Raw genomic sequence first — 12,549 nt, 5'->3', positions numbered from 1 at the left:
TGTTAGCGCTCGGGCGGGTCTCAGATCGCGACTGGTTGTTCGAGTCGCAACGCGCGCCGCGCGGTATCGAGCCGCACCTGCGCGCCTAGCGGCAGTGTCAGATTCGGATCGCAATGACCGCTCGGCCAACCGGTCAGGACGGGAATGCCGAGCGATTCGAATGTCCTGCGTAGCAGCGGATGAAGTACCGCAGGATCGACAGCGTCATTCGGCTGTTCGCCGAGCTCGGTAAAGCTCCCTACCAGCACACCCTTAAGGGTAACCAGCTTGCCGGCTAATCGCAGTTGCGTCAGTAAGCGGTCGACTCTCGAAGGTGTTTCGCCGATATCTTCGATAAAGAGAATCGCGTCTTTAGTATCGAGCTCGTAAGACGTGGCGAGCATACTGCAAAGCAAGGCGAGGTTGCCGCCGACGAGTCGTCCGGTTGCGACGCCTGGTGCGAGTACGGTCAGGGTGAAATCCGCTGGAGGCTCAATCCATTCTCCTGGTACGACGCCTCCCTGAATCATCGCAAACACACTCGACTCGGTGGGTGCCCGCTTGTCGATCAGCAGGTCTGACGACAGCATCGGCCCGTGGAACGTAACGAAGCGCGAGTGCCGTTGGATCGCCACATGCAGCGCAGTGATGTCGCTGTAGCCTATGAAAGGTTTCGGGTTCGCGCGCAACAGCTCGTAGTTGATCTTGTCGACCAGTTGTGTTGAGCCGAAACCGCCCCGCAGGCACCACACCGCGCCGATATCGGGTGCGGTGAATGCCGCATGCAAATCGTCCCGCCGTGCATCGTCGGTGCCGCCCAGGTACTCGAACGGCGCTTCTAGCGAAGCACGCGTTGCCGGCATCACGCGCGCCGCGAACCCGCGTGAAGTCAGCCAGCGCGCCGCTTCATCGACCTTGTCCGGTGCGGTTGATGCAGGCGCCACGATAGCCACCCCTCCACCTGGCTTTAACGCCGGGACGGGCGTGATAGCAAACCCAGTAGAAGGCGACCCCGCGCCAGAAGAGAGTGAAGCACATCCGCTAACGGCTGCACTTGAGATGGACAGCGCACTCGTGCGAGCCAGGAAGTGTCGTCGGTTCATTTCAGTTTTTGTTTGTACGCTCATGAAATTCGAACTTCAGCAGGAAGGTAAACGCAGCTAGGCGATGCGCAGTTGCGCCAGCTCTTCCGATATCAGTTGCCCTAGCGCCGCGATATTGTGTTCGATACGCTCGTCGAGCGGCATACCCATGTTGAGCCGAAAACAATGATTCAAGCTGCCGTCGATACAAAATAGCTGACCTGGCGCAAACGCGATTCCATTTGGGAGCGTCCTGCGCAACAAGGCCTCGGAATCGAAGCCGCGCGGCAATTCCACCCATAGCCAATGGCCGCCCAAAACCGCATAACTACGCGCTTCCACAGGAAAGTGGCGTTGCACGGCTGCCCGGTACGCTTTGGCATAGCCTGCGAGCGTCTGACGCAAACGACGTAAGTGTGGCTCAAACAGGCCGCTCGCCATAAACGCGGCTAACGTGTGCTGAAAGAGCGGCGCAGGCTCCGGCATAAAGTCGAGCTGTCTGTGCAGGTTGGTTACTGCAAAACCCATAGACATACCAGGGCTGACCAAGTCGCTTAGATTCGTGATGTAGTGCACCTGCCCGGTTTGATCAAACGCCTTGAAAGGCAACGGACGGCTCTTGCCAAAATACAGCTCTCCGTTCTGATCGTCCTCGATAAGCGGCACACCATGCTTTGCCAGCAGCTCGACAGTGGAACGCTTGGCTTCGTCGCTCATCAGTCCGCCGGTCGGATGCGAAAAGTTCGCCGAGAATACGCATGCCGCCACGCGCTCCCTTTTCAGTACGAAATCGAGCGTATCGGTGGACAGGCCGTGTTCCGGATGAGCGGGTATTTCGAGCACTTTCAGCTCCATCGCATCCAGGTCTCGCAACAGTCTCATCGAGGCCGGCGATGCGATTGCAACTGTGTCGCCCGGTTTGGTCAGCAGTCGCAGCAGCGCCCGATGGGTGAATTTCCCACCGGGCGTGATCGTGATGTCTTCAGCACGCCAGTTGCAACCCATTAAACGTCCGCGGCGTGCCAGCTGTTCCGCGAGCGGCGATTGCGCGCACATGTCTCCCAACGTAAAAAAGGAAGGATTGCGGCGCGCCTGAGCGGTCATGATGCGTTGCAGTGCTACGACCGGATACAATTCCGGATCGATCATGGCAAACAGCATGGGCTGATCCTTAACTTCCAGCCGGTCGAGTTCGCGAAGCAAGGCGCGCTGCGCCGGCAATGAAGGCTGCGTGACCACTTCGCGGCGGGACTGTTGCGGCAAGCCTGCGATTGTCCGCCGTTCTCGAACATAGAAGCCAGAACGCGGGCGTGCCGCGATCAGACCCGCGTCTTCCAGCAAGTACAGTGCGTGCGTAACCGTGGCACTGCTTCCTTTGAAGCGCGAACATAAGGCGCGGATTGACGGCAACTTGTCGCCGGGACGAAACGTCCCTGCGCAGATTTCTTCGTGCAGTTGACTGGCAAGCTCGCCGTAACGGGTCGTTCGATCCCACATCCGTAATCCACCTGTTTTCGGAACACCGCCACACGGTTTCCGGTGTCGGCTTACATCAACGAATATCAAAGACGGCTTGACGCCGGATCGGTCAATACGACGGCGGGATCTATGGCGTAGCAGCAACCGAGTCAATTCTAACAGTGCCCCACGCCAATCACCGCACTCCGGCGGGCGTCTTAACTGTACTGATCGATCGAGGGATACAGAGGGAAAAAAGGATGCGGTGCGACGGTCCAGATTGTTGTGCCTGCCGCTATCGCCCGATATCGCCGTTACGCAGAATGTCTAGACCACGAAGCCGATCGAAAACAGGAAAACACATCATGAACCAGCAGCAACCATGCTCGAACCAGGATTACGCGACACCGGAAGAATCGGTCCAGGAACGCCTTGATCAGGCCGCTCGATTGCAGCGATTGATCCGGCATCTCTGGCACTAGTCGTTGCACGCACCTTTACTTTATGCTCTCGAAACTTGAAGAAGCGACGCCGGCAATCCTGCTCGGCGGAAAAATTCGCGCGTTGAGGCAACGGCTAAAACGCACACTCGACCACACCGCAACCGCAGCCGGTATTTCGAAGCCGTTTCTTTCTCAGGTTGAACGAGGACTTGCCACGCCGTCCATCAGGTCGCTGAATGGCATTGCGAGTGCGCTCGGTGTCGCCGTGCAGTACTTTGTGAATGCGCCCGCCGAACGGCAGCCGGTGCGTTCCAGCGCTGAGCTGAAATTTTTTAAGTTTGCGGAATCGGCGAACCTGTTCGCGCAGCTCACACGTGAATCGAGCTCTCAACAACTCGAGGCTGTTCTCGTCAGGTTCCCACCCGGGCAAATGCAACCTGGCGAGATGCTCACCAGGGCGAGCGAAGAGTTTCTGTACGTTATATCCGGCGAGGTCTCGCTCACGTTGGGACATGAGGCGTACGTATTGCAAGCCGGAGACAGCGCACACTATCCATCTACGCTGCCTCGTGCGTGGATGAATAGTCAACGTATTGAGGCACTTGCGCTTTGGGTTGGCACGCCGCAGTTGTTTTAAGGGCACTGCCCTGACGACGCGGCGTTACGACATTGGAGTGTTTGAGGCGCACAAGGTTGCAGGTAGGTTCGAAGGAGTCTTCAACCCGATATACCCCCACGCAGCACCAACAAGCAGCAATCCCACTGAGACGAGCAGTGCCTGATACATACCATGCATGAACAACGCTGTTTCTGTATGTCGGATGAAAAAACCGAACAACGCCACTCCGACAACACCACCGACTTGCCGAGCCGCACTAAGAAGCCCAGATGCAATACCCGCTTGCGTAGCTGAAACTGCTGCCAGCGTTGCATTTGTAATAGTCGGGATCGTCAGTGCAATGCCACTCCCCGCAAGCAGCATCGGCAGCACGAGTAACCCGTAGGAGTGGGCAGCAAGCGCGGGCACCATCGACATATATCCTGTAGCAGAAATCAGCAGACCGACGGTTGTCAGGACGCGCTTGCCGATTCGACCCATAAGCCTGCCGGCAACGATGTTCATCACCATCAGGATTGCCATCATCGGCAGAAAGGCAAGACCGGTTCGTTGAGGCGTTAAGTGCTGTACCGACTGGAAGAACAGACTGAACGTAAACACCATGCCGTAAAACACCAGGTTCGCAATCATTCCAATTGCGGTCGAGCTACTGACGATAGGGTCGCGGAATAGCACCAGTGGCAGCATCGCCGACGGATTGCGCGCTTCAAACCACAAGAACAAGGCACCGAAGACGATGAACAGGAAGACTGCACCGAGGATAGCGGGATTCCGCCAGCCGAGGCCGCTTGCTTCCGTCAATGCGAAGGTAAGAGTGACCAGGGTGAGCGCGCCGGTAACCTGTCCAGGAAGATCCAGACTTCGGCCAACTTGCGTAGGCGATCTCGGCGCATAGCGAAAGGTCATCCATAAGCCGATGAGTCCGACCGGCACGTTGATCAGAAAAATACTACGCCACCCGAATGCGGCAATCAGCAAACCGCCTATCACCGGCCCAGCGGCCAATGCAATTCCTCCGCCCGCACTCCACCAGCCAACGGCCCGATTTCGCGCAGTGTCGTCCTGGAACGCTTGCCGTAGCAGCGACAGCGAAGTCGGAACCAGAAGCGCTGCGCCAACGCCCTGAACGAGGCGCCAGATGATCAAGGCATGGAGATTTTGTGCGAAGCCACAGCCGACTGAGGAAAGTGTGAAGATCGCAAAACCTGTCATGAACACGTTCTTTGCACCGAGACGGTCACCGAGTGCGCCTGCCATCAGCAGCAGCGAAGCAAACGCCAGCGCATACGCATTGATCACCCACTGCAAACCAGTGACCTCTGCATGAAGAACGGCACGCAGCGTTTCAAGTGCGACGTTGACCACACTGACGTCGATCAATACAACGACGAAACCGAGGCAGGTTGCTATCTGGACGAAGCCTGGATGATGGCGGGACGAACTGGGCATCGTGGACCCTTCCGAATGAAAGGTCACAGCATAGGGATTCCCGGTCTGTGCGCATATTCCGTAGAATCGCACAGCAAACTGGAGATAATGCACCGATGTTCGACTGGGAAAACTTTCGTTTCTTTCTCGCCATCGCGCAAGCTGGAAGCCTGTCTGGAGCCGCGCGCGCGTTGAAGGTCGATCACGCGACGGTCGGCCGCCGTTTAAGCGCACTGGAAGAAGAGCTTCAGGCACGCCTGATCGACAGATTGCCACGCTCGTGTCAATTGACCGCGCTTGGGCGGCAGGTACTCACGCTTGCTACGGAGATGGAGGTCAGTGCGTTCGCGGTAGAGAGGACTGTACGTGCTGAGCAGTCACCGATGACCGGCACAGTGACGATAAGTGTGCCGCCGGTTCTGGCCACCAATTTCTTCGCGAAACACTTGTTCGAGTTCAGACAGTTGCATCCGGACATTCGATTGTCGATGGCCAGTCAACCGCAAAGCGTTTCGCTAGGCCGTCGCGAAGCGGACCTCGCAGTGCGCCTGTTTCGACCAACCGAGCCGGGCAATGTCACTCGCAAACTCGGCAGGATGCCGTTCGCACTCTATGCGAGTCGGCACTATGAACATGTGGCAAAACCGGAGAGTTGGGAGTTCATCGCATACGAGGCGCAGCTCGCCGACATGCCTCATCAGAAATGGCTGCTCGCGGCAGCGGAGGACCGCAAGATCGTCTGCGAGGTCAGCGACATCACAACTCAGCATGTTGCGGCTCGCACGGGAATCGGAGTGGCAGGCTTGCCGACGTTTATCGGTGACGAAGATCCTACGCTGCAACGTCTGCCATTCGATGGTGAGGCCTTTTTCAGGGATATCTGGCTGGTCGTTCATCCCGATATGAGGCATTCGCCGCTGCTTCGACCCGTCATCGAATTTTTCGCTGAGGTGGTTGGCCGTGCATTTGCGAACGATGTGGTGGAATCGTAAAGCGTGTACCCCCTCAGAACCGATACCCCACCTTCACACTCCCCGCCTGCGCAGACGCATGAGTCGTGTTAATCAGCGCGTCATAACCGAGCGACACCGTCAGCGCTTTAGTCGGCTGCATACTCACACTCACGCCCGTAGTCAGATACCCACGTGGCAAACTCGTACCCGGCGCGGTAAACAGCGTCCCATCCTGCGACGTCACCGTAACAGAGCGACCCGCGTCGAGTACTTCATGCGCGTATCCGAGTCGCAGTTGCACATTCACCGGCCGCATCGCATCGCCAAACGCCTTGTCGATCGTCACCTCGGCATAGGGCTGCAAGCTATGCACGTTGTCCGTACCGACGTTCAGATCCTGCCCGCCTGCCCCGCTCTCGCCAAACCCATTGCCATGGAAGTACGCATAACGCAGCCCGACGCGCGGCGTGATCACGAAACTACCGAGCGTCAGCGGCAAGCTAGCCTGTCCACCTGCCGTCAGTTCCTGACCGGTATGGTCGCCCTGCGCGGTACCGGGCGTGCCGAACGGCCGCTTCTGCGACAGGAAGTCGAGCCCGTAGCCCAACGTAGCCGACACGCCTACCGGACCGAGCCAGCGGTTGCCGTACAGCGCCGCGCGCAGCGTGTCGATGGCGCCTGAATCGCTGGTGTTCTGCTCGTCGATATCGGTGTGGGTGTAGCCTGCGGCGACACCCACGGTGTAGTCCCCGAGGCGCTGGTCGAGTCCTGCAAGGAAACCGTACTGGTTGGCCTGGAAGCCGGGCTCGCCGTTCGCGCCACCGACATTCGTGTGCGTGCCCGCGACATTGACCCAGCCATCCGGCGCAGCCGCAGTTGCAGCCGACACCCGACCCATCCGGTCCAGCAGTGCCGCGTTCAGCGCCTGGGCATCGAGCGAGGCGATCGATCCCACCGCGGTGTAGATGCTGGTATCTACCGGTGCGACGACGACCGGATTCGTCGAACCACCGGGCCCGGTATTGCCCGGCCCCGTGTTACCCGGACCGCTCGCATTCGCGAGCACGAGCTGGACGTTGTTGGCACCGTAGGTCACGGACTGTTGCAGCGTGCCGAGATTCGCGCCGGTAGCCGTCGTGCTGGTAAAGCGCCCGCTGACTCCGTTCGCAGCCGAGACGATGGTGTACTGCGTCGCGCTATAGGTGCCCGGGTCGTAGGTGAGCGCCAGCACACCGTTGAGCGTCGCTGCGCCGCCAACCTTCAGTAGCGAGGCGGCAGTGGGACTGACTTCGATGGAGAGCGTCGAGTTACTCGCCTGGCTGTAGTTGCCATTAACGGTAAGCGTGCCGATCGTGCCGCCGGGCGCAACCGTGCCGCCATTGCTGGTCACATCGCCGCTCACGGTGCCATGGCCGCGCAGCGTGCCGTTCGCATCGACGGTGACGTTGCCGCCCAGCACCGCACCGGGCGTGTTGATATCGCCGACTTCGAGCGTGCCGGCATCGATCGCGGTCGTGCCAGTAAAGGACGTGCTCGCCCCGTCGAACACCATCGTCCCCGCACCTTGCTTCACGATGTTGCCGCTACCGTTGAACGTACCGTTGAAGGTGCCGCTTGCGTTAGTCAGCGTCAGGGTTTGTTTGCCCACCGCAACCGCGCCGTTGCCCGCCAGATTCGCAATGGATGCACCGCTCGTCGTGCCGGAAATATCGAACGCGCCGTTATCGACCACGCCGCTCGCACTGCCGATGGTGCCGGTGCCAGTCAAGGCCAGCGTACCGGCATCGATCGTCGTGGCGCCGGTGTAGGTGTTGGCGCCGTTCAAGGTCAGCGTGGCGTTGCCGTCTTTGGTCAGGGCTCCACCGCCCGATATCTGGCCGTTGAGTGTCAGCGCCTGGCTGCCCAGTACATCGAGCGCGCTACCCGAAGCGAGCTTCACATTGTTCGGAAGCGCGGTAGCGACGCTCGCATCCAGCGAGGCCGCGCCGCCGACACTCAGCGCACCGCTGCCCAATGCCGCACTGTTACCCAGCACCAGACCGCCCGCATTGAGCGCCACACCGCCGGTAAACGTATTCGCGCCGCTCAAGGTCTGCACACCGCTACCGACCTTTACGAGCCCACCGGCACCGTCAATCAGACCGCCAAAACTCGTGTTACCCACACCACCGAGCGTCAGCGTGTTGGTACCGAGATTCACGCTGCCGGTTGTGCCCGCCAGCGAACCAATGGCCTGGTTGCCGGCCGCGGAGATATCGAATGTAGCTGTACCGCTCAATGCCACCGCGCCGGTGGCAGACAGGCTGCCGCCCGCACCAAGCGCCAGCGTACCGGCCGTGATGGACGTGCCGCCGGTGAACGTATCGGCGCCAGTCAGCGTCAGCGTCGCCGCACCGCTCTTGATCAGGCTACCCGCACCGCCGATCACACCACCAAGCGTCGTCGCATTCGAGCCGAGCACGTTTAGCGCTACACCGTTGGCAAGCGTGACATTGTTGTTCACGGTCAATGCGGCACTGTCATCCAGGGTCGCGCCACCGGTGACGTTGAGCACGCCCGTGCCGAGCGCAGCATTGTTGCCGAGCATCAGACCACCGGCCTCGAGCGTCACGCCACCCGAGAACGTGCTTGCACCGCCCAGCGTCTGCACACCCGCCCCGGTCTTGATCAGCCCACCGGTGCCCGTGATCGCACCGCCATAGTTCCCGTTGCTGGTGTCGTTGAGCGTCAGCGTGTTGGCGCCGAGCGCCACGCTGCTGCCGGCAACGCCACTCAAGGCACCGATCGACTGACTGCCGCCCGCGGAAATATCAAAGGCGGCGCCTGCAGCCGCAAGATCGACCGTACCGCTTGCGTAGAGACTGCCGCCCGCGCCGATCGCCAGCGTGCCGGCATCGATGGTGGTGCCTCCGGTGAAGACGCTGTTGCCAGTCAACGTTTCGGTGCCCGTACCTTGCTTGATCAAACTGCCGGTACCGGCAATCGACCCACCGAACACCCCGTCAGTCGCGCTTCCCACCACCAGTTGATCGGCACCGAGGTTGACTTCGCCGGAGCCAACCAAGGTACCGACTATCTGCGTGCCGTTACCTGCGGAAAGATCGAGCGTCGTTCCGGACGCCAGATCGACGGTACCGGTACTCGCCAGGCTCGCTCCGGCGCCCAAAGCCAGCGTGCCGGAATTGACGAACGTGCCGCCTGTGTAGGTGTTGTTGCCATTGAGCGTCAACGTCGCCGAGCCGTCCTTGACGAGGCTCCCTGTGCCCGACAGCGCACCGTTGAGTGTCAGCGCGTTAGTGCCCTCCACCGTGAGCCCCGCATTGAGAACGATGTTGTTACCGAGGGTAATCGCGCTATTGGAATCGAGTGTCGAATTGCCGCCCACCGTCAGGGCACCCGTGCCAAGCGCACTGTCGTTACCGACGATCAATCCACCGGCATTGAGCGTCACACCGCCACTAAACGTATTGGGCCCGGACAGCGTTTGCACGCCCGCGCCATCCTTGACCAGACCGCCCGCACCGCTGATCGCACCGCCGAAATTGCTATCGCCCACACCGTTCAGCGTCAGGCTATTGCCGCCGAGATTGACCGCGCCAGATGTGCCCGCGAGCGATCCAATGGTCTGATTGCCGCCGCCGGAAATATCCAGTGTGCCGCTTCCTGCCAGCGTCACCGCGCCCGTCGCCGACAGGCTTCCGCCTGCGCCAATGGCCAACGTACCCGACAGGATGTTGGTGCCGCCGGTATAAGTGTTTGCGCCTATCACGGTAAGCGTCGACGTGCCGTTCATGGTGAGGCTGCCGGCGCCGGAGATCACGCCGCCTAGCGTGAGGGCGTTACCGCCCTGCACGGTGAGCCCGGCACTCGCACCCAGCACTACGTTGTTGCCCAGATTGATGTTCGCGCTGGCGGCAAGCGTAGCCGCACCATTCACGCTCAGCGCGCCCGTTCCCAACGCGCTGTTGTTGCCCACCTGCAAACCACCGGCGTTCAGCGCGACACCTCCGCTGAAAGTGTTGGCGCCGTTGATGGTTTGCGTACCGGAGCCGCTCTTGATCAGCCCACCGGTTCCGCCGATCGTGCCGGCAAACGTGGAATTCGCAACGCCGCCCAAGGTCAGATTATTGCCGCCAAGATTGACCGCGCCGGATGCGCCAGCAAGCGATCCGATGGTCTGATTGCCACCCCCGGAGATATCCAGTGTGCCGGTTCCTCCCAGGGTTACTGCACTGTCTGCCGCAAGACTCCCACCGTTGCCCAGCGCCAACGTACCTGCGTCGATCTCGACGCCGCCGGTAAACGTGTTGGTACCGTCGAGGGTCACGGTCGCTGTGCCGCTCTTGATCAAGCTCCCGGCGCCCGAAATCACGCCGCTGAGTACCAGGCTCTGGGTACCGGACAACGTCAATGCAACACCAGCCCCGAGGACCACCTGATTGCCCAGCGTCGTGGCATTCGCGCCACCGAGCGTTGCGTCACCGGTAACACTGAGCGTGCCCGTCCCCAGTGCCGAATTGCTGCCGACCAGCAGACCGCCCGCACTGAGGACGACGCCCCCAGTGAACGTATTGATGCCTGACAAGGTCACGGTAGGCGTCGACGTGCCATTGATGATGAGATTGCCGGCGCCGGAAATCACGCCAAGGAGCGTGAACGCATTCGCTCCCTGCACGGTGAGTCCCACCCCCGCGCCCAGTATTACGTTGTTGTTCAAATTGACGTTGTTCGCGCTGGCGGCAAGCGTAGCTGCGCCATTCACATCGAGGGGACCCAATCCGAGCGCACCGTTGTCCCCCACCTGCAGGCCACCCGCGTTCAGCGTGACATCTCCGTTGAAAACGTTGGGGCCATTGAAGGTTTGCGTACTGGGGCCGTTCTTGATCAGCCCGCCGGTTCCGTTGATCGTGCCGGCAAACGTGGCATCGCTAGTGCCATCGAGCGTCAGCGTGTTGGCGCCGAGCATCACGGTAGTGCCCACGGTACCCGCCAGCGAACCGATGGCCTGATTTCCCGTCACCGAGATATCGAAGCCGGCGCCGGGCCCTCCCAGGGTCACCGCGTTGTCTCCCCCAAGACTGCCACCGCTGCCCAGCGCCAACGTGCCTGCGTTGATGTCGACGGCGCCGGTAAACGTGTTGGCACCATTGAGTGTCACGGTGGCCGCACCGTTCTTGATCAGGCTCCCGCTGCCCGAAAGCACGCCATTCAGTACCAGCGTCTGATTGCTCGGCAACGTCAATGCGGCGCCCGCCCCGAGGACCACCTGATTGGCCAGCGTTATTGCGCCTGTGCCATCCAGCGTTGCGTTGCCGGTAACGTTGAGCGCACCCGTACCCAGCGCGGCATTATTTCCAAGCAGCAGTCCGCCCGCACTGAGGACGACGCCCCCGGTAAAAGTGTTGCTTCCCGACAAGGTCACCGTCCCTGTGGCGGCATCGGTCAATACACCGCTGCCGGCAATCGCGCCGCTCAGCGTAAAGGGATTGGAACCTCCAAGCGCAAGACCTCCCGCATTCAACGATACGGCGTTGGCCAGCGTCAGGCCCGCCACGCTGGACCCAAGCGCTCCACCGTTGGCGATCAGCGTACCGGCGCCAAACACACCTCCATCGTTGATATTGACCAACCCGCCGTTGAGCGTCGCGCCTGCGCTGAGGATCGCACCCTGCAGGTTCCACGTCCCGCTATTGACAATGAGATTCGGGAAATCCAGGTAGGAGGCGGCGCTGATGGTCGTAACCGGTCCGCTCGTGCCGGAGCCTGTACCGGTCGCCGAGTTTTGCAGAATCAGCGTGTTGCCGCTGCCGATACCGCCGTCGACTTTGCCCGCAGCGGCAAACTGGACAGTGTTAGCACCGACTGTGATCGTGCCGGCGGTGGCAACGCCAGCATCGTTGACGCTCGATCCCGATACCGCAGTAAACGTATTTCCCGTGGCAGTGTCGCCAAGATAAACACTGCCGTTGATCGTGCCGGCGTTGACGAAGGTGTTACTTGCACCGTGTGCGGTGGGTGTCGCAAGACCGATACGCCCGGTGATCGTGCCGGAGTTGGTGAAATTCACCTGACCACCGCCGTAACTCAGGACGGCGGGTGCATCGGCGGTGGTGAAAGTGCCGACACCGAAGATCGACATGCCGATGGTGCCGCTGTTCTGGATCGTCGTCACACCGCCGCTGCCGTTCTGCAACACCAATGCCTGTCCGCCAAAACCCATCAATGACGCAATGTTGACGAGGCCTTTGATAGCGCCGCCGCTCAGGTTGTTGACGTTGATCGTATTGGCAGCGCTGTTGCCGAGCACCGCGCCACTAGCCGCAAGGCTTAAGCCGCCATTAGTGGTGGGATCGATCGACCCCTGGTTGGTCAGGGTGATGCCATTGCCGTTCAAGGTCAGCGACGAACCGCCGACGATCGGCGGAACGCTCAGTACCGCGCCGCTTTGCACATTCACGGTCACATCGCTGATGGAACTGGAAAAGCTATTGGTGTTGGAACCGGTAGCGCAGGTAATCGTCGTGCCGGCTGTGACGCATTGAGCGTACGCAGCGTGACTGATCCATGACAACGCCATGGTCGGCGCA

Annotated in this window: 6 protein-coding genes; 2 read left to right on the top strand and 4 right to left on the bottom strand. The window is 60.6% G+C overall.

Annotated features, from left to right (window positions below; genetic code table 11):
• Positions 1 to 20: 20 nt before the first annotated feature.
• Together M0D65_RS18500 and M0D65_RS18495 are read right to left on the bottom strand one after the other, a co-directional pair.
• Positions 21 to 923: an LD-carboxypeptidase gene (locus tag M0D65_RS18500; protein ID WP_266253972.1), complete on the bottom strand. Its 903-nt coding sequence runs from the start codon at positions 921 to 923 to the stop codon at positions 21 to 23.
• Between the two features lie 216 nt (positions 924 to 1,139).
• Complete coding sequence (locus tag M0D65_RS18495) at positions 1,140 to 2,558, bottom strand: PLP-dependent aminotransferase family protein (RefSeq protein ID WP_266253971.1); 1,419 nt, start codon at positions 2,556 to 2,558, stop codon at positions 1,140 to 1,142.
• Positions 2,559 to 3,023: 465 nt separating this feature from the next.
• Here M0D65_RS18495 and M0D65_RS18490 point away from each other — a divergent pair, with 465 nt between their 5' ends.
• Positions 3,024 to 3,599: a helix-turn-helix domain-containing protein gene (locus M0D65_RS18490; protein WP_266253970.1), complete on the top strand. Its 576-nt coding sequence runs from the start codon at positions 3,024 to 3,026 to the stop codon at positions 3,597 to 3,599.
• 24 nt (positions 3,600 to 3,623) lie between these two features.
• On the opposite strand, the gene M0D65_RS18485 is transcribed toward M0D65_RS18490, so the two are convergent.
• Complete coding sequence (locus tag M0D65_RS18485; RefSeq protein WP_266253969.1) at positions 3,624 to 5,030, bottom strand: MFS transporter; 1,407 nt, start codon at positions 5,028 to 5,030, stop codon at positions 3,624 to 3,626.
• Positions 5,031 to 5,125: 95 nt separating this feature from the next.
• Here M0D65_RS18485 and M0D65_RS18480 point away from each other — a divergent pair, with 95 nt between their 5' ends.
• A complete protein-coding gene (locus M0D65_RS18480) occupies positions 5,126 to 6,001 on the top strand; it encodes a LysR family transcriptional regulator (protein WP_266253968.1) in 876 nt (291 codons plus the stop codon).
• 13 nt (positions 6,002 to 6,014) lie between these two features.
• On the opposite strand, the gene M0D65_RS18475 is transcribed toward M0D65_RS18480, so the two are convergent.
• On the bottom strand, positions 6,015 to 12,419 hold the full coding sequence (locus M0D65_RS18475) for an autotransporter-associated beta strand repeat-containing protein (RefSeq protein ID WP_266253967.1): 6,405 nt from the start codon (positions 12,417 to 12,419) through the stop codon (positions 6,015 to 6,017).
• Positions 12,420 to 12,549: the final 130 nt, after the last annotated feature.

The organism is Paraburkholderia sp. CHISQ3 (assembly GCF_030464945.1).
GTDB lineage: Bacteria > Pseudomonadota > Gammaproteobacteria > Burkholderiales > Burkholderiaceae > Paraburkholderia > Paraburkholderia megapolitana.
This window is presented reverse-complemented; position numbering and strand designations above follow the sequence as displayed.

Coding starts and splice junctions, on each gene's coding strand:
- M0D65_RS18490 (WP_266253970.1), top strand. CDS start 3,024: ATGCTCTCGAAACTTGAAGAAGCGACGCCGGCAATCCTGCTCGGCGGA.
- M0D65_RS18485 (WP_266253969.1), bottom strand. CDS start 5,030: ATGCCCAGTTCGTCCCGCCATCATCCAGGCTTCGTCCAGATAGCAACC.
- M0D65_RS18480 (WP_266253968.1), top strand. CDS start 5,126: ATGTTCGACTGGGAAAACTTTCGTTTCTTTCTCGCCATCGCGCAAGCT.
- M0D65_RS18495 (WP_266253971.1), bottom strand. CDS start 2,558: ATGTGGGATCGAACGACCCGTTACGGCGAGCTTGCCAGTCAACTGCAC.